The sequence below is a fragment of the Salirhabdus euzebyi genome, from assembly GCF_014207435.1.
Lineage (GTDB): Bacteria > Bacillota > Bacilli > Bacillales > Alkalibacillaceae > Salirhabdus > Salirhabdus euzebyi.
Genome location: NZ_JACHGH010000005.1, coordinates 246070 through 264049 on the forward strand (window position 1 = coordinate 246070; position 17980 = coordinate 264049).

The window sequence follows — 17980 nt, forward strand, 5'->3', positions numbered from 1 at the left end:
TTAAACACATCCATGTGATTTATATAATTAAAAACTTAACGCAGTAATTGAAGAACTCCTTGCGGCTGTTGGTTTGCTTGCGCTAACATCGCTTGAGATGCTTGAGTTAAGATGTTGTTCTTTGTGAACTCCATCATTTCTTTCGCCATCGTGCGAACAATCACTTTCATGATTGACTAGACTATATCTTCACCCTTTGCATGAAGGGGTCGGGCACTTCGGATAGATAAGTTACTCACGCTTACCTTTCCTACGGATTTCATCACCATTGCGATTTGCTTTAGGCGGTTTATCCTAGTCGTTGAACCTTCTCCATTCTTTCGAAACAGGAGCTTGGCTGCTGATTGCCCAATCTTTCTCCTTTTTAATCCTTCACGCCTGCTGTTTCCAACTACGTTGTGGAGTAGAAAGCTTAAGGGGTTTCCAGCAATTCACCCGATCATTATCGCTAACCGTTACCAGTTAGGACGACTGTGACTATTATTGCTTATGCCGCAATTAAGTCATAATCAACGTCACGGATACGTGATTCCGCTGCCGTTAGGTTTTCTTGGGATGCACCTAAGTTGTTAATTGTGTGTTCTAGACGGTTTTGTACTGCTCCTAATGAAGAACGTTGTGTAGAAACAGTTTCAATAGCAGTATCAATTGCTTGTAATTGAGCATCAAAACCTACAGTTGCAGTATTAGCTGGGTTGGTTGCAAATTCAGTTACATCAATTCCATTCACTCCAAGTGCAGAAGCTGACATATTACCGATTTGCACACTTAGTTGTTGACTTTCGTTTGCACCAATTTGAAAAGTAATAGATTCTATATTTGTTGAGTCTACCGTAGTCCCAGCTGCATTAGTACCACCTAAACCAGCAAATGTTCCATCTAGTAAGTTTTTTCCATTAAATTGTGTTCTGTCAGAAATACCTTTACTTCCTGTTTCTCCACCTAATTCTTCTACTAGTGAAGAAATTTCGGCTTGGATAGCACTTAAATCTTTATCCTGTTGTGTTCCAGTATTACCTGCTTGAACTGTTAGTTCACGCATACGCTGGAGGATTGAATGTGTCTCGTTTAATGCGCCTTCTGCAGTTTGAATTAAAGATATACCGTCTTGAGCATTTTTGGAAGCCATTTCTAAACCACGTATTTGTCCACGCATTTTTTCAGAGATTGCTAGTCCAGCTGCGTCATCTCCTGCTTTGTTAATACGTAGCCCTGATGATAATTTTTCCATGTTTTTTGATGCAGCATTTGTTCCAAAGTTTAATTGACGATGGGTGTTCAAAGCGGCAATGTTGTGATTAATTCTCATTTTATATTCCTCCTTGAAATTTTATTGTGGCCACATCCTTGTGGCTCTATTTTCATACTATAGTCGGCCGCCTTTAGTATGAAATTACCTTACATTTTATTTATCGACATGATTCTTATATTTTTAACTATTTTTGTTGTTTTTCAAAAAATCTAGTACATCTTTAGATAATTGACTAGCATTTTTGTTTTCATCCTGTATCAATTGATATATTTCACTACGAAAAATATCTACATTTTTTGGTGCAGAAATCCCTAATTTAATTTGATCCCCATCAATACTTAACACCTTCACTTCTATTTCATCCCCAACATGTATCGACTCACCTGTTTTTCTTGTTAGCACTAGCATGAACTTTCGCCTCACTTTCAACACTTAATGGATGTCTTGTCATGTAAGGGCTATTATTCAAAACTAATTGTTTTGCTTTTTTATTTTTAATATTACAAACCACTGGCGCTTGTAGATTTAAAGTAGAGCTCTCAAAAGGGCTCTGCATTGTAACAATTGTCTTTACCAAAACATCCTCTGGTTTTTCCACTTCCAATAGTTCAATTGTTGTTTGATCTAGATCAAATTCATAATTGTTATAAAATAAATATGGATTCGTAACTACAAATGCTAGTTCCTCTGTTTCGATAGATTGCATAACTTGAAAGGTCGGATTCTCAGGTATATCTAACAAAACAAAATTCTTTTCCTTATTAAATCCTGGAATACCCTTTTCAAAAGTTAACAATTCTTCCTCTTTAACTTCTACTTCTCCAAAATACAATGTATTTATTTTCATAAGTCAACCCTTCTTTATCTCAATTTATTAAAACTATCGCTTCCAATTCACATGGGCATAATCAATTTCTATTTCTGCATACTGTTTCATACTAGTCTCAACTTTGCCCGGACTAAAATCAACAATAGGTTTTTGTGGTTGCACATTAACGATTGGTTTATTTTTGTTTACTTCTATATGTAACTTGGAAGCTTCGTAACTAGTTTTTACTGCAAAACTTGATGGTACCCACCTTATACCCAAAGTTTTTTCGGGTCTATATCCATTGGTAATCGCTTGATCAACTATCGGATTCCCACCATTCTCAATCCTCATTAATTGGTCACCTTGAATCGCTCGACGTGAAGTACCCTCTTGAACACCCGCTTTACCTAGTCGAGCATTTTCATAGCCAGATTCTATAGGTGTGAACAATCCCATGTCACGCCAAGCTTGTGATTGATCGATAGTTAACTTACTTGGAGTTCGTTTCATAGTTACTTCTGCAGAAGGTTGCTCAATGGTTTGAACTGCTTTTGGTTGTTCAATAGATTGAGTTCCATTAATAGTATTCATCTCAATTTTAGCCATTTGTGATTGCAATCTTATTTGTGGTAGTTTCATGGAAATACCTCACTTTACAGAAAAAGCTATCTGTTTTGGCAGATAGCTTATCTTAAGAAATCAATTAGCGTAGGTTGAATTATACGTGAGCCAGCAGATAGAGCTGCTCGGTGAACACTTTCTTGAGTTAATAAATCAGTAATAACTTTTTCGTAATCAATATCCTCATTTTCAGATAAAACTTTTGTTGCAACTATTTTTTGTGCACTTAAACGATCTTCCACCATTTCTAATCGGTTCGTACGAGCACCAAGGTTTGCTCGTTCATCTACTACATTATTAGCAAATTGATCTATTTTGCCAAGATAACCAGCTATATCATCCTCTGTACTAGCTGGATTTTCTAGAGCATCCGCGAAATTTTCTAACTCCGCAAAAAGTTCTTCCGAAAACACATTAGAAGGATTTATATTTGATTTTAGGGTAATGCCATCAGAAACGGCAATGTTTACGCCCTCATCATTAGGCGGATTAGCTATTAGCAAACCGTCTTTGTCAAAACGTGGATTAGTCGTATCTGTGCCGTTAAAAATGTACTTGTTGTTTACCTTTGTATTCGCTATCTCAACCATGTGATTACGAAGTTCTTTTACTTCTTCTGCAATATTAGCCCGTTGTCCAGCATCATACGTTCCATTACTAGCTTGAGTAGCTAATTCTCGTAAACGTTGTAATACTTTCGTAGACTTATCCAAAGCATCATCCGAATTATCCATCCAAGTCTGAATTTCCCCAAGATTACGCTGGTACTGTTCAATTTCTTTCAATTGTGTCCGATAGTTCATACCCTTCATCGCAACAACCGGATCATCTGATGGTCGATTAACTTTTTTCCCTGTTGTTAGTTGGTCTTGGTATTTTCCCATTCGTTCATAGCTTGTACTTAAGTTTCGTAAAAAGTTATTTGCTAGCATTGATTGCGTTACGCGCATTTAGCTCACCTACCTTCCAACTACTCCCATATTATTAATAATTCGATCAAGCATTTCATCGACTACTGTCATATTTCTTGCAGCAGCATTGTATGCGTGCTGGAATTTAATCATGTTAGTCATTTCTTCATCTAGGGAAACACCGCTTATGGATTGACGCCTTGATTCAACGGCGCCTTCAAGTGTTTTTGCACTTGCATGCATACTGTTTGCTTGTTGGGCTTGTACGGCCATGTTTCCGATAGTACCTTCAAAAAAGCTTGCTACAGAAGTATTGGTTCCAAAAATTGCCAGGTCACTATTTTTAACTTTTGCTAGCTCTTGGGCATTTTCTCCGTCTCCTTTAGGAGTGGTCCCATCAGCATTTAGTTTAGATGCCGCTGCAATTTTGGAAGGGTTATTTTGGATTGTATCGGAGACAGACATGCGGGATGCATATCCTATATAGTTAGCAGCAGTTGCCCCTTCTAAATCGAAAAATGCTTCTCCTTGCTCTCCGTTCAAATCATAGCCTTGCTGATGTACTCGATTGAATTCTTCCGCAAATGCATAGGCCATTTTATCGATATCTGCTAGCATTTTCGTGTATATTCCATCAGCTGTTCCAGTGTTTTCATAGCCGTGAGACTCAATTAAGCCTTTTAGTTTTCCTGGAGAAACAAAATCCGTTGGTGATAACGCAGCATGACCATCAACCGTTACTCCATTCACTACTCGTTGACCATTCAGATCGCCAAAGGAAACAGAGACGTTATGAACGGTATTCGTATCATCTAGTAATTGAATTGGAGTTGGATAAGGCTTCCCTTCACCATCCACTAATTCAATAGAAGCAATACCCATAGCAGATGCATCTGGGTTTCCTCCACTAGAATCATAGGTAACCTTTACATTTACTACCTCAGAAAGCTGATCAATTAATCGATCTCGCTCATCATATAGGTCGTTTGGTAAATATCCGTGAGGCTCCACTTCTTTAATTTGATCATTCACATTTTTAATTTGCGTTAAAAGAGAATTTAAATGAGTAGTTGTAACACCCATTTCCTCTCCGATATCCTTTTGAATTGCTTTTAAGGAATTAGAAACATAATTAAACGTATCAGCTAATGTGATTCCTCTTTCTTGAACAACAGAACGAGCTCCGGAGTCTTCAGCATTACCTGCTAGGTCGTTCAATGACTGCCAGAACAAATCCAAGTTGCTAGATAGCCCTGTATCATTCGTCTCGTTTAATATATTTTCCATTTGATTTAAAGAATTGGCACGAGCTTCCCAATATCCGAGTTTATTATGTTCTCCGCGAAACTGAATATCCAAAAACGTATCCCGAATACGCTGAATAGATCCCGCTTCAACCCCAGTTCCTAACTGCCCAGGAATTTCGGGGCGGTTACGTGCAGGAGTAGGAAAAGGACTTGTCGCCTGCAAATTCACTCGTTGTCTCGAATAGCCTGGTGTATTCGCATTTGCAATATTGTGACCTGTTGTATGTAAAGCACTTTGTTGCGCAAACAGTGCTTTTCTTGCTACTTCTAGTCCGCTGAAGGTTGACATAAAGGCAACTCCTCTCTATGCTTTGGAGTCAAACATGGAACGATTAAAAGCTTGTTCCCCTTGTTTCTTCTCTCCGTAATTCATATTTTTAATAGAAGGCTGTAATAATTCGAGTGATAACTCGACAAACTGCAACGATTGCTCGGTTAATTCCCGATTCAATTGTTCTTGCTGCTTTAACTCTGCTATCGTGATGACGAGTTGTTCGTATACCTTCATTAGTTGTTCTTTTTCGTTAGAATCGCTTATAAGAGAAAGCATTTCCGAAACGGTTTGATTGGCATCTTGCACACCCTGTTGTGTAAACCACTGTTTTGTCAAAGCCTGTCTTTTGTCTTCTAGCTGTCCTATTGCTTGTACATGTTTTCTTTCGTTTACGAACGTTGCCTGAAAAGCTGTTGTATCACCACTTTTTAAGTGGACCGTCTTTTCCTTAGAAATCGTCAGTAAACTTTCATGTAGCGAATGTAGCTTTGTCATCACAGTTATTATTTCTTGCGTTGCCATGATGCCGTCCTCCTTTTAGCCTCGGTTCGACCAAAAATCTATCATCTTTTTAGCAGTTTCTTGATAGTTTATTTGGTAGTCACCATTTTGTACTTCCTTCTTAATTTGTTCAACATGTTTTTGTCGAGCTTCTTGAATTTCATTTCCCTTCAGCATTTGTTGAGCTTGGTTGGAAATTTCTACTTTATCAGAAGCGTTTCCTTTTGAAACAGACGCTTGTTTATTCATCTGCTTTTGATAAGGATTAACATGTATGTGATTAGATCCATTAATTTTCACTTTCTTCACCTCTTTTTATAAAACCGTTCAAACATTCTTCTATTCTTTATATCGGCAACAACAATTGAATGTTTAACGTTTATCTTTACGATTAACCGAAAAATAGGTGATTTTACTTTCTCTATCTTGCTTCTCACGTATTGTTTCTATTTTCTCTTCCAGACTTAAATCTGCTCGAAGTTCATCTTTACAATTGTTGCATATTTTCCCTTCACCTATTGGTTCTCCACAACGCTCGCAACCATAAGTTAAGTTGGGAAAATGAGTAGTATGGAGCCTTCTCTCTTTAACAAACTTCATTATAAGTCTTTCTTCCACTCCAGTTGTTTCTGAAACCTCAGGAACAGTTGCTGTTCTATTTTCTTTTTTACGAATGTACCCGTGAACCGTTTCGAATGCTTTCTCTTCTTCTTTATAGCATTTTTGACAAACGGACTGTACACCTTTTACAAATAATGCGCCACATGTTGGGCAGTTTGCTAATTCTCCCATTTTTGACACTCCTCGATCATTCGTCATTTTCTCTATTATATCGACTTTCTAGCAAACGAACAAAATGTTTTTCTATAAAGTTAGCTTCGAATCAAAGTAAAGCTTTGAATTTTTGTCGAACCGCCCTTTTTTAATAGCTCTGCAGCCCAATGTAATGTCATACCCGTTGTGTAAATGTCATCTATTAAAATGATTTCTCCCTTCACTTCCTTCACGAGTTGAAAAGGATTTTCCGCCTCCATTCTTTCCTGTCTCGTTTTTTTCGATTGCTTTTCATCTTGTACTCTAGTAAGCACTGATTCTATCGGTCGCTTTAACAGCATGGCAATTGCCTTAGCTTGATTAAATCCTCTTTCTTTTTCGCGACTGGAACTAAGAGGGATAGGGACTAAGGTTGCTTTACTTTTGCCAAAAGCCTCCTTAAACTTTTTTCTCACGTCTTCCGAGAACATATGGATCAGTTCATAATCCCCTCTATACTTCCACTTTGCCATCATATCTTTCATTATTGGTGTATAAGAAAAAACGGAAACATTTCGCTCCAATGCACCTTGAAAAGCTTCACTGTTACTCCATCTTTGGCAGTCCCCACACACTTCTTCATTTTTAGACGGTCTGGAACACATCGGACAAACATGGTCTACAATGATTGGAAAACCCTCCTTGCAAGTGGTACAAATCTTTCCAGGCTCATAAAAGGGATTCCAGAAGTTTAACCATGTAATATCTGGCATAATGTCATCATGACACCATAAGCAGTTCATTTTACTCTCTCCTTTGCTAGATTGTTCATCATTTCAATCATCTTTACCGCTCCAACCATCGCATCTGATTTTCCTTGATGAAAAAAGGAAACATCACCGTAAGGATCCTTTGCGTTTCGACCAGCTCGTCCTGCAATTTGCACGAGAGCAGCAACGTCAAATACGTTGTGACCTGCATCTATCACTGCCACATCAATGGATGGAAACGTTACTCCACGTTCCAAAATAGTTGTAGTGATAAGAGCAGTAATTTCTCCTTTACGAAAGCATTCTACTTTTTCAATCCGATCAGGGTCATCAGCATGGACATATTCATATTTCGTTAATTTGGAAATTTGCTCTGCCATTTCAATGGAGGGTACAAACAACAGGAACCGACGATTGTTTCTTTCTTTTTCAGCAATCCAATCGTTTATTTTTGGGGGCAGTTTATCTTTTTGCAGGGATTTTTTTAGGGAGTAACAAGAGGGAAAAGTAGGTACTGGAAGAGGATGACCATGATAACGGGAAGGGACGAAAACAGTAGGAAGGAATCCACATGCCGATTGAAGCTTAATCCATTTTCGGGGAGTGGCCGTTAAAAAGATAAGACTGGAGGATTCTTTTCTAGCTTTTTTGGCAGCATAGACAAGGGATGCATCTGCATAAAACGGAAAAGCGTCCGCTTCATCTATAATCATGACATCAAAGGCGCGTTCATATCGAAATAACTGATGTGTTGTGGAAATAACAAATTGACAGCCATCATCCTTATCTGGTGAACCTCCATACAGAGCAGTGATGGAGACTTCAGGAAAAGCTTTTCTAAAACGCGGGACTAATTCTCGGACAACATCAGCTCTCGGGGTGGCAAGGCAAATTCGATCACCTCGACTAATAGCATCTGTTAGACCTCGAAAAAGCATTTCTGTTTTCCCTGCTCCGCATACTGCCCATGTCAAGAGCTTCGTTCGATTAGTCATTGCTTCATTAATTTTGTCCGAAGCAATTTTTTGATGAACAGTTAGTTGCCCTTCCCATGCACAAGGATTTTTTAGCCTATCCAATGGAAGCTCAGGACCTGCCCATTTATATAAAGGTTCAAAAGTACTTACTCTACCCATTTCAATGCAATTTCGGCAGTAAATCTGTTTTCCCGTCTTTGTCGGAATACGACCAATAAGGTACCTTTTTTGGTTGCCACACCTGACACAGCGATAACCAAAATTACTGTCTTCTATTCCACGGATTTCGTTTAAAAATTTTTGATTCAATAACATTTCTATTTCCGTTTCAGTGAAAGGAATTTCGTTTCGGAGAAGAATTTTGCCCGATAAGTGAGCGGCATAAACATTTGAAGGATTTTCAGTAGGATTTTTTATATTCAAGTGTAGAAACACTCCTTGACAAGTATATTTTTGGAGAAAATCGCACATAAGGTCTGGGATAGTTTTGATTCCTAGGGGAAAAATACGGTTTCAATGAAAATTTGTCGGAATTCCTGTAAAAATCAGGAGCAGAAAGCAGAATATTTGTAGTTTACTGTAATGTATCAGGAGTAAGCTGTTAAAAATGGGGAGCTCATAACATAATATCGAGAATACAAGAAAAGATATCAGGAGTTTGTAGAAAGTAATCAAGACTTCACGCAAAATTATTAAAAAGTAGGCCTGATATCTACAACCAGTCAAGCCCACTCCATTTTAATCCTTATTTCTCATACCAAGTCAAACCGATTGCGCCTTCCCCGAGGTGGGTACCGACAACCGGGCCAAAGTGACTAATGGCAACCGTAACGTTCGGATACTTTTCTTCTAAGTCTTTTTTCCATTGCTTTGCTTCTTCCAAGCGCTTTGCATGGATCACACATGCTTCTACTTGTACCCCTTTACTAGCTGTTTCATCAAACAGTTGACGTAAACGGTTAAGCGCTTTTTTACGTGTGCGGATCTTTTCAAACGGCTCGATTTTACCATCAACAAAATGTAGGATTGGTTTTACTTGTAGCAAACTTCCAATCATTGCTTGCGTGCCGCTAAGACGTCCACCTTTATGAAGGTTCGTTAGTTCATCGACCATGAAATAAGCATGATTTGTCTTCTTTATTTCATCCAATCGCTCGATAATTTTTTCTGGCCCTACGCCTTCTTTTGCCATTTTTGCAGCTTCTAGAACGTAAAACCCCTGAGCCATAGCACTAATTTCTGAATCATACGGATACACTTTTATGCCATCTACCATATCCGCGGCAGCTACCGATCCTTGATACGTGCCACTTACTCCACTTGATAAATGGATCGCCACAACTGCATCGTACTCTTTTGCTAGTTCTTCAAATTTTTCTGCAACATACCCAATCGAAGGCTGAGACGTTTTAGGTAGTTCTTCCGATGTCTTTAATTTGTCGTAAAACTCATCTGTATTAATATCAATTTCCTCACGATACGACTCATCACCAAAAATAACATTCAATGGAACCATATGTATATCAAGTTCTTCGCGTATGTCTTCAGGTATATAAGCTGTACTATCCGTTAAAACGGCTGTTTTCATTAATTTATTCTCTCCCTTTTAAAAATTTCATTAACTATAATATGTACGAGTTCTCTTGCTAATATTTTACACAATAATAAATGAAAAAGCATTAAGCAAAATATATTCAGAATTCCTTTACCCCTTTAACGTAAGTGGGGTCTGTCCCCATTTACAAACAAAAAAACAGACTCCAAATCGTTCAGAGCCTGCCCCTTCCAATCTATTATTCTTCTATTTATTTACTGTACTTCTACCCAACCATTTTTAATCGCTTGTACAACTGCTTGTGTCCGATCATTTGCATCCATCTTTTGTAGGATATTGGATACGTGGTTTTTCACTGTCTTTTCACTAATGTATAACGCTTCTGCTACGCCACGGTTACTTTTTCCGTCGGCTAAAAGCTGCAATACTTCACATTCTCTTCTTGTAAGTAGATGGAGTGGCTTACGGTATTCCACCTTTTTAAATGCACTGCTCGTATTTGTTCCGTTCGCGAGTCGGCGGTATTCCCGCACTAAATTATGTGTCACTTTAGGATGTAAGTAAGATCCGCCATTGTATACTACTTTTACTGCCTCGATCAGCTCATCCGTATCCATTTCCTTTAACAAGTAACCTTGAGCACCTGTTTTTAGTGCATGTGTTACATAGCTTTCATCATCGTGTATAGATAGAATAATTATTTTAACGTCTGGAAATTGTGTTACTAGATTTTTTGTTGCTTCCACACCGTTTATAGTTGGCATGTTAATGTCCATTAACACAACGTCAGGGTGATAGTTTCTGACTAGTTCAATTGCCTGGTTGCCATCATCACCTTCTGCTACTACTTCAAAGTCGTTCTCGAAGTCTAAAATGCGCTTGATTCCTTCTCGAAACAACTTATGATCATCGATTAATACAATTCTAGCCCCCATCTCCTCGACCTCCTGAAAATTTACTAAAACGCTCCGGACATTGTGTCATCAAATTAGTTAATTAGTGGTGTTTCTTACCAAAATTTTCTCTATTTTTCCCATTATACATTAGTACTTCATAATTCGCTATTTTTCCTTCCTACTTTAGTAATGGGACTTGTATCCTAATTTTCGTACCCTGTTGTATTTTTGATTGAATGTCGATCGTTCCGCTTAACATTTCTACTCTTTCTTTCATTCCAATTAACCCAAATGATGACTTTTTCTTATCTTCTAGATCAAACCCTTTTCCATTGTCCGTCACAATTATATTAATACTATTATAATTCCGCTCAAATTGAACACGCACTAAACTCGGCTCCGCGTGCTTCACTGCATTTTGCACAGCTTCCTGAACTAGTCTAAACAAAGCTGTTTCATATTTTGGATCTAACCTATTGTCTATTCCCCTTGGTAAAAACTCAATATGTATTTCATTATGTTCTTCAACCGTTTGCAAATATTTATTTAAAGTCGGAACAAGCCCTAAATCATCAAGTGCCATTGGACGTAAATCATAAATAATCCGGCGGACTTCATACAAGGCTGAACGCACCATTTGCTTCACTTGTTTTATTTCAACTAAAGCTTCAGCAACCCCACGCTCACGGAAAGTTCTTTCAATTAAATCTGAGCGAAGCATTACATTCGCCAACATTTGAGCAGGACCATCATGAATTTCTCTCGACAACCTTTTGCGCTCTTCTTCCTGGGCGTCGATAATTTTTAAACCGAAAGCCTCTTTTTCTTTTGCTGATTCTAGAGTTTGGTATACATCCTGTAGGTCATCGGTTAAATAATTTAAGATGACAGATATTTTGCCTAATAAATTTTCCGCTCTCTCTACTGTTTCGGAAAGATTCACAAGTCGACGCTCTAACTCACTTCTTCGCACACGTAATTGCTCTTCTTTTTCTCTGCGCAAAAACAATTCAGATTGTAATTGGTGGGTTTGATTATAAACTTCCTTCACTTCTTCTTCTGAATACTGATTAAAATTTTTACTCACTTCTGATAAACGTATTCGATAATACTTTACCTTTTTCTCCAGTATATCCCCTTCTTGAATAATACTAATAACTTGATCTTTTACTCGTTGCAGCTCTTGTTCTACTTGTTCACATTCAGCACGTGATTGCTCACCTATTTCAAAGATTTCATCTTTACTGTTTGTGACGACTGCTACCATCTCGTTAATTATTTTATTCAAGCCTTGTTTTTCTTGTTTTGAATTAGACATAAAACATTTCCTCCATCATTTTTACATCATTCGAGCACATCCGTCATTTTCTGGGGGTCTCTAGCGATTATTTTCTCCCTATAAGAAAAACTTATCGTGTTAGTAACGTAGTAAACACGATTAGATAACTGCAACTAATCCCTTTGTCTTTGTCTGAAGGCTCGACAATAGCTAGTTTTATTTACTAATCGTTTGCCGACTATGTATATATACTTTTATAATGAAGTGTCAGGAGGTTTGGCGCAAGATGTTAAATAAATATTTTACAATAAAAAATGAAGGATTTCATGAAATTATTATTCAAAAGTCCCGTTTTATCGGTTATGTGAAACGAACCGAAACCGAAGAAGAGGCTCAGCAATTCATACAGGAAATAAAGAAGAAACACAAAGATGCTAATCACAACTGTTCTGCTTATATGATTGGGGAACATAACCTTATACAAAAAGCCCATGATGACGGAGAGCCTAGCGGAACTGCAGGTGTCCCTATGCTGGAAGTATTAAAGAAAAAAGATTTAAAAGATACAACCGTTGTGGTGACACGTTATTTCGGTGGAATCAAGCTAGGTGCTGGTGGCTTAATTCGCGCTTATTCGAAAGCAACTTCAGAAGCGATTAACGCTATCGGTGTTGTGAAACGACAATTAATGAAAAGAATGAAAGTAAATGCCGATTATTCCTTATTAGGAAAATTAGAAAATGAGCTAAGAGGATCAGATTATATTTTAAAGGAAATTGAGTATTTAGAAAAAGTAACCTTGAATGTGTTCGTCGAGGCTGGGGTCGAAGAGGAATTTACAAACTGGATTGTGAATGTCACGAGTGATCAAGCAGAAGTTGTCGAAGCCGAAGAAACGTATATAGAATTAGATGTAACGTAACAAACAGTGACAACATTTCCCGGGAAATGACAAAGTTAGTAATAAGCTAAGAGAATTCGAATAATTTCAGGGCCCTTGTTAAAAACGAGGGTCTATTTTAATTCCTTCTATTCTGATCAATTTAGTGCATAATGTTTTCATAATATAATATTCTGTTGGAATAATATCCCATTATAAATGAACAAAAAAAGTGCTGTCCCTAAATTCGGGACAGCCAAAAGTAGCGTCTAGTTATTCCAAAAAAATGATCGAGGATATTTATATTGTAATACACGATTTGGACGAATTCAATGGTTTGGAGGTTGAGAAACTTTTGCAAATTTTGGCCATTCATTTGCGTTTTTTTCGCAAAGTTTCTCAACTTCTACTAAATTTTAGGAAAAAAGCATAAAATATGGTACCAAAAACGGCGCCAATTGTATCGATGATGATATCTCCAGCATATGGCGTTCGATTTGGTGTAAACCCTTGATGTATTTCATCCGTAATAGCATACAACACCGTGAAGACAAAAGATAAAACGCCAATTTTCCCATTTGAAAAAGCGGTTGATTTTCTAAATGCAAGAATGAAGAAAAGGAATAAAAGAAAGAATACCCCAAAATGTGCGCCTTTTCGAATAAAAAATTCAATAAAGCCATTAATCCCTAACGCTTCAACACTTACCTCGCTATTATGATACGTGAATACAATACTATCAACAAATGGTTCTAAAAAAGAAAAATTTAAATACTCACTAAAAAACGGTTTTAGATCCTGTTTTTCATAAGGTTGGCCGGAAGCATAAAAGATCACTCCCATCCAAGACAGCGGCAATAACCAAAAAAACCATTTTTTCATTTCTTATTCTCCGTTCTACCCATTTACTGGATTCAGTTTTATATTTTCCTGTTCAAAAGCTTCCTTTATATGTCTAGCAAAGTTAACTGCATGCTCTCCATCACCGTGTAAACAAATGGTATCTACATCAAGGTGAATTTGTTTTCCTGTAACAGAAGTAACCCGTTTATTTTTGATCATCCCAATAACTTGTGTAATGGCTACCTCTCGTTTTTCTATCAGAGCATTATTAATGTTTCTCGGTGTTAACGAACCATCATCTTGATAGGTTCTGTCCGCAAAAGCTTCCTGTCCTACCCGTAATCCCTTCCTTTTTGCAGCAGCTATTAACTCACTATTAGCTAAACCATATAAAATAAGGTTACTATCTAACTGATAAACTGCTTCTGCAATCGCCTCTGCGACTTCTCCCTTTTTAGCTGCCAAATTATACAAGGCTCCGTGTGGTTTCACATGATGTAATGTCGTACCATGTGCTCGAACAAATGCCTGTAATGCTCCAACTTGATACAAAATCATTTGATAAACCTCTTTCGGTGTCATGGACATTTCCCTTCTCCCAAACCCTTGGAGGTCTGGAAAACTAGGATGGGCACCAATAGTAACATGATGTTTCACAGCTAGCCTCACGGTTTCATCCATAACACGGAAATCCCCTCCATGAAAACCACAAGCTATATTTGCAGATGATATATAAGGGAACATTTTTTCATCTTGTCCGATTTGATAGGGTCCAAAACTTTCTCCCATGTCACAATTTAAGTCAATAGAATAACTCATGATTCCACCTCTAGTTTTTGATTAACTATCTTTTTCACTAATTTTATTTCTTTTTCTAGTAAAATTAACTGTTGATGAGCCTCTTTTAAGCTAACAGGTTGGAAATATATCATATCCTTTGGCTTCTTTTGAGCTAATACCCTTAGGTCTACAGTAATTACTTCCCCAATTTTCGGATATCCCCCTGTCGGCTGTCGATCTGCCATTAGAACGATTGGCTGGCCATTTTGGGGAATTTGAATAGTGCCGAAAACCGTTCCTTCTGTTAGAAGTTCTTTGTCGTTCTCCACTTTCAAAGACTGTTCCCCACAAAGGCGGTACCCCGTCCGATTTGAGTCAAGGGTAACAGTATATAGCTGAGAGGCAAATACGTTCTGTGAATTTTCTGTAAACCAACTATATTGCTTTCCTGCTACAAATCGAATGACGTTATTATTCTGGTAATGATTAAGTTTAGGTGATAGCCGCCAATTACTAGAAAGGTTTTTCATTAACGAAACCTCATTCCAGTAAATCGTATCCCCTTCTTGAAGTGCTCTTCCTTTAAACCCTCCAAATTCACCAAGACTATACGTACTTTTGCTACCGAAGACAGAACTTACATCGAACCCACCACGAATTGCTAAGTAGCACCTGCATCCTTTTTTCGATACTCCTAGACGTAGAACATCACCTTTTCTCACCAAAATTGGACAGCCCATCTGAATTGTTTCCCTATTAATGGTAGGAGACATTTCCGCGCCAAACAGACTAATCACACCATCCTGTTCAAATTCTAATACCGGACCAATCCAAGTTATTTCCATTACTGCTTCCTTTTCGTTGTTTCCTACTAAAATATTTGCCATCCGCATCGCATAAACATCCATTGCCCCACTTACCCCTACACCAAGTGCTTGTAATCCAATTCTACCTATATCTTGGATAGTCGAGTGCAGACCACTTTTTAGCACCTTAATTCCCATCTTCCTTCCCCCAATCCATAAACTGTTGCCGTGAAATCGGGTAAAAGCGGATATTGTCTCCTGGCTGTAATAGAGCGGGGGAATCTTGATTAATCGAAAATAACCGTAAAGGCGTTTGACCAATGATTTGCCATCCACCTGGACTTCCCAAAGGATATATCCCTGTTTGTCGCCCAGCAATACCTACTGATCCTTTAGGAATCGTCTTTCGAGGAGTTTCTTTTCGTGGTGTTTCAAGTTTAGGCAATAATCCACCTAAATAAGGGAAACCTGGTGAAAACCCTAAAAAATATACCGGATAAATAGGCTCCATATGTATAGCAATTACCTCTTGGACAGAAAGATTATGATAGGAAGCAACATAATCTAGATCGGGACCAAAATCCCCTCCGTAACACACAGGAATGTCCACTTGTCTACCAGCTAGGTCAGTATGAGCGGGTAATTTTTTTATTAATAAATCTACTTGCCGACAAACATATTCATATGGATCATCTTTGCCAATGAGGAGAGGATTGTAATGAATAGTTAATGTCGTATAGCTAGGCACTGCCTCCAAAAATCCGTCCAACTCGCTACCTTGAAGCATAGATGCTAGACTAACAATCTTTCCATGAATTTCAGAACTACTATCCCCATCGAAATGTACAATAATTGCTGAATCTCCTAACGGATGAAATGAGTGCACACTTAACCCTCCCCATTAAAAATATTACATTCCTATGACATTTCAAAATGTTCATATCACCTGTGTATATAGCCCTCCTTTGCTGTCGATAATGATGGGTATCTAAATGACGTAGAAATAGATAGTTTCACAAAAAACTCTTCAACATCAAACAGCAGGACGGTGGTATAGGTGATAAGAACGCTATTTTTAATCGTATTTCTCTTCATTTGTGGGGTTACCTTCTATTATGTGGACCCAATGAAAATGTTTACCCTTGCAGATGAAAAGCTAACCGATTTCTTAAATGCAGATTTTGATCTAGAACAAAAAGATGAAAACAAATTGGATCACGGAGAACCGAAAAACAGTATTTTGAATGAAGAAAATAATGCAGAAAAAAATGAACCTAACACGGATCAAAAGGAAACACAGTCTGTATCATCCATTGTAACAAAATATGAAGATTCTTTAACTAGTCTGAAGGAACAAGTAGAGGAAAAGTTAAATGTCCTTATGGAGCATGCCTTTGAGGAGTATGCAGCAGATAAGCAAGATGACGGTAATGTTAATTTACCAATGCTTTACTTAAAGTATAAAAAAGCAATTGATGATTTAGAAGAAAAAACAGATAGTTCCTTTCAAAAGATTTACGAACAATTAAAAGAAGAACTATCCTCACATGGTTATGATCCATCGGAAGCTAGTTCCATTAAGGAAGAGTTTGAGCAAATGAAAGAGCAAACTAAGTCTGTCATGATGGAAAAGGTTATGGATAAGTTCGAGGTTTAATAAAATAAAAAATAAAGGTTTCCACCAAAAGTTTGGTGGAAACCTTCATATTTATCTCTTATTATTATGCTCAACAATCATATTATGAACATTTTGACGCTCTTCATCCGGAACAATCAAGTACCAGTAAGGTCCAATATATTCTCCGTATCCTTGGACTTGATAGTTTGTATGATTTTTACGTGCATCACGGTAGTTTTTAAAAATATCTTTCATTTCATCAAATGACATATTCGTACTTACATTAGTACCTAATGCATCTAAAATATCATCGATACGAGTAACAGATCCTACACTCGCACCTTTATCAATAATGGCATTAATGACGAGACGTTGTCGTAGGTTACGACCAACATCCCCTTCCGGATCTTGCTTACGCATACGCGCAAAACCAAGCGCTTCTGGTCCGTTTAATTCAATTTCACCTTTTTTATAGTGGAACCCTTTTTCATAAGCAGCCCCGGATTCAACCCAATCAATTGGATTATCAACAGTAATTCCACCAACAGCATCTACTAAATCACTAAGACCCTCCATATTGATTTTTACATAATAGTCTAAATCAATATTTGCAAACTTCTCAACAGTAGCAACTGTCATATCCGCACCACCAAAAGTGAATGAGTGATTGATTTTATCTTCTGTTCCATGCCCTACAATTTCTGTGTACGTGTCACGAGGAATACTAATCATTTGCATACTATCTGTATTCGGATTTAAGGACAAGATGATTAAAGTATCCGCTCTTCCGGAATCACTTTCTCGCTCATCTACACCCATTAATAGAATGTTTAACGCTTCCGTACCATCTTTTACTTTACTCGGATCATTGTCTATACTGCCGACCTTTTCATGCATATCATCTTCTACAGTGCTCTTTACTTTATTATATACATATAACGCAAAAGCTCCTGCGATAATAAACAATATAGCTAATATGATTAAGAAGATTTTTAGACCTTTTTTCTTTTTCTTCTTTTCTTGTATTCTTTCGGTTCTTCTTCCCACTAAGGACACCTCATTTATAAGTTAAAAACATTTTCCCACATTATAAGACGAATAAACACTTTAATATGTTGCCATTTTTCATCAATTTAATCAAGATGT

Annotated in this window: 22 protein-coding genes; 2 read left to right on the forward strand and 20 right to left on the reverse strand. The window is 37.6% G+C overall.

Features of this window, described 5'->3' with window-relative positions:
- Positions 1 to 35: 35 nt before the first annotated feature.
- The 15 genes from HNQ94_RS10180 to HNQ94_RS10250 all read right to left on the reverse strand — a co-directional run bounded on the left by HNQ94_RS10180 (position 36) and on the right by HNQ94_RS10250 (position 11946).
- Positions 36 to 170 carry a flagellin gene (locus HNQ94_RS10180; protein WP_376697743.1) on the reverse strand — a complete coding sequence of 45 codons (135 nt, stop codon included), beginning with the start codon at positions 168 to 170 and terminating at the stop codon, positions 36 to 38.
- A gap of 317 nt (positions 171 to 487) precedes the next feature.
- A complete protein-coding gene (gene hag, locus HNQ94_RS10185) occupies positions 488 to 1309 on the reverse strand; it encodes a flagellin Hag (RefSeq protein ID WP_174496028.1) in 822 nt (273 codons plus the stop codon).
- 123 nt (positions 1310 to 1432) lie between these two features.
- Positions 1433 to 1660, reverse strand: a complete 228-nt coding sequence (csrA, locus tag HNQ94_RS10190) for a carbon storage regulator CsrA (RefSeq protein WP_174496027.1) — start codon at positions 1658 to 1660, stop codon at positions 1433 to 1435.
- Complete coding sequence (gene fliW / locus HNQ94_RS10195) at positions 1632 to 2099, reverse strand: flagellar assembly protein FliW (protein ID WP_174496026.1); 468 nt, start codon at positions 2097 to 2099, stop codon at positions 1632 to 1634. Before fliW ends, csrA begins: the two co-directional genes overlap by 29 nt.
- Before the next feature lie 33 nt (positions 2100 to 2132).
- The gene (locus HNQ94_RS10200; protein WP_174496025.1) at positions 2133 to 2702 is read right to left on the reverse strand and encodes a DUF6470 family protein; all 570 of its coding nucleotides are present in this window, start codon (positions 2700 to 2702) and stop codon (positions 2133 to 2135) included.
- Between the two features lie 47 nt (positions 2703 to 2749).
- Positions 2750 to 3634, reverse strand: coding sequence for a flagellar hook-associated protein FlgL (gene flgL / locus HNQ94_RS10205; protein ID WP_174496024.1), 885 nt, complete (start codon positions 3632 to 3634; stop codon positions 2750 to 2752).
- A 9-nt stretch (positions 3635 to 3643) separates the two neighbouring features.
- Complete coding sequence (gene flgK / locus HNQ94_RS10210) at positions 3644 to 5191, reverse strand: flagellar hook-associated protein FlgK (protein ID WP_174496023.1); 1548 nt, start codon at positions 5189 to 5191, stop codon at positions 3644 to 3646.
- A gap of 15 nt (positions 5192 to 5206) precedes the next feature.
- Positions 5207 to 5698, reverse strand: coding sequence for a flagellar protein FlgN (locus tag HNQ94_RS10215; RefSeq protein WP_174496022.1), 492 nt, complete (start codon positions 5696 to 5698; stop codon positions 5207 to 5209).
- Positions 5699 to 5713: 15 nt separating this feature from the next.
- On the reverse strand, positions 5714 to 5977 hold the full coding sequence (gene flgM, locus HNQ94_RS10220) for a flagellar biosynthesis anti-sigma factor FlgM (protein WP_174496021.1): 264 nt from the start codon (positions 5975 to 5977) through the stop codon (positions 5714 to 5716).
- A gap of 72 nt (positions 5978 to 6049) precedes the next feature.
- The gene (locus HNQ94_RS10225) at positions 6050 to 6469 is read right to left on the reverse strand and encodes a TIGR03826 family flagellar region protein (RefSeq protein ID WP_174496020.1); all 420 of its coding nucleotides are present in this window, start codon (positions 6467 to 6469) and stop codon (positions 6050 to 6052) included.
- An 80-nt stretch (positions 6470 to 6549) separates the two neighbouring features.
- Positions 6550 to 7233: a ComF family protein gene (locus HNQ94_RS10230; RefSeq protein ID WP_174496019.1), complete on the reverse strand. Its 684-nt coding sequence runs from the start codon at positions 7231 to 7233 to the stop codon at positions 6550 to 6552.
- Positions 7230 to 8600: an ATP-dependent helicase ComFA gene (locus HNQ94_RS10235; protein ID WP_246199977.1), complete on the reverse strand. Its 1371-nt coding sequence runs from the start codon at positions 8598 to 8600 to the stop codon at positions 7230 to 7232. The genes HNQ94_RS10230 and HNQ94_RS10235 overlap by 4 nt, the downstream gene beginning before the upstream one ends.
- 322 nt (positions 8601 to 8922) lie before the next feature.
- On the reverse strand, positions 8923 to 9765 hold the full coding sequence (locus HNQ94_RS10240; RefSeq protein WP_174496017.1) for a fatty acid kinase binding subunit FakB: 843 nt from the start codon (positions 9763 to 9765) through the stop codon (positions 8923 to 8925).
- A gap of 221 nt (positions 9766 to 9986) precedes the next feature.
- Positions 9987 to 10667: a response regulator gene (locus tag HNQ94_RS10245; RefSeq protein WP_174496016.1), complete on the reverse strand. Its 681-nt coding sequence runs from the start codon at positions 10665 to 10667 to the stop codon at positions 9987 to 9989.
- Between the two features lie 139 nt (positions 10668 to 10806).
- The gene (locus tag HNQ94_RS10250; RefSeq protein WP_174496015.1) at positions 10807 to 11946 is read right to left on the reverse strand and encodes a sensor histidine kinase; all 1140 of its coding nucleotides are present in this window, start codon (positions 11944 to 11946) and stop codon (positions 10807 to 10809) included.
- A 247-nt stretch (positions 11947 to 12193) separates the two neighbouring features.
- Here HNQ94_RS10250 and HNQ94_RS10255 point away from each other — a divergent pair, with 247 nt between their 5' ends.
- Complete coding sequence (locus HNQ94_RS10255; RefSeq protein ID WP_174496014.1) at positions 12194 to 12829, forward strand: YigZ family protein; 636 nt, start codon at positions 12194 to 12196, stop codon at positions 12827 to 12829.
- A gap of 357 nt (positions 12830 to 13186) precedes the next feature.
- Here the strand turns inward: HNQ94_RS10255 and HNQ94_RS10260 are convergent, their stop codons facing one another.
- Genes HNQ94_RS10260 through pxpB form a run of 4 tightly spaced genes read right to left on the reverse strand, consistent with a single transcriptional unit; the run spans position 13187 to position 16102 of the window.
- Positions 13187 to 13669 (reverse strand): VanZ family protein, encoded by a 483-nt coding sequence (locus tag HNQ94_RS10260; protein ID WP_174496013.1) that lies wholly within the window; start codon positions 13667 to 13669, stop codon positions 13187 to 13189.
- Between the two features lie 15 nt (positions 13670 to 13684).
- On the reverse strand, positions 13685 to 14449 hold the full coding sequence (locus tag HNQ94_RS10265; protein WP_174496012.1) for a LamB/YcsF family protein: 765 nt from the start codon (positions 14447 to 14449) through the stop codon (positions 13685 to 13687).
- The gene (locus tag HNQ94_RS10270; RefSeq protein WP_174496011.1) at positions 14446 to 15414 is read right to left on the reverse strand and encodes a 5-oxoprolinase subunit C family protein; all 969 of its coding nucleotides are present in this window, start codon (positions 15412 to 15414) and stop codon (positions 14446 to 14448) included. Before HNQ94_RS10270 ends, HNQ94_RS10265 begins: the two co-directional genes overlap by 4 nt.
- The gene (gene pxpB, locus HNQ94_RS10275; RefSeq protein WP_174496010.1) at positions 15404 to 16102 is read right to left on the reverse strand and encodes a 5-oxoprolinase subunit PxpB; all 699 of its coding nucleotides are present in this window, start codon (positions 16100 to 16102) and stop codon (positions 15404 to 15406) included. Before pxpB ends, HNQ94_RS10270 begins: the two co-directional genes overlap by 11 nt.
- 171 nt (positions 16103 to 16273) lie before the next feature.
- On the opposite strand from pxpB, the gene HNQ94_RS10280 reads away from it, so the two are divergent.
- Positions 16274 to 16873 carry a hypothetical protein gene (locus tag HNQ94_RS10280; protein WP_174496009.1) on the forward strand — a complete coding sequence of 200 codons (600 nt, stop codon included), beginning with the start codon at positions 16274 to 16276 and terminating at the stop codon, positions 16871 to 16873.
- Positions 16874 to 16924: 51 nt separating this feature from the next.
- Here the strand turns inward: HNQ94_RS10280 and HNQ94_RS10285 are convergent, their stop codons facing one another.
- The gene (locus HNQ94_RS10285) at positions 16925 to 17881 is read right to left on the reverse strand and encodes an LCP family glycopolymer transferase (RefSeq protein ID WP_174496008.1); all 957 of its coding nucleotides are present in this window, start codon (positions 17879 to 17881) and stop codon (positions 16925 to 16927) included.
- Positions 17882 to 17980 lie beyond the last annotated feature (99 nt).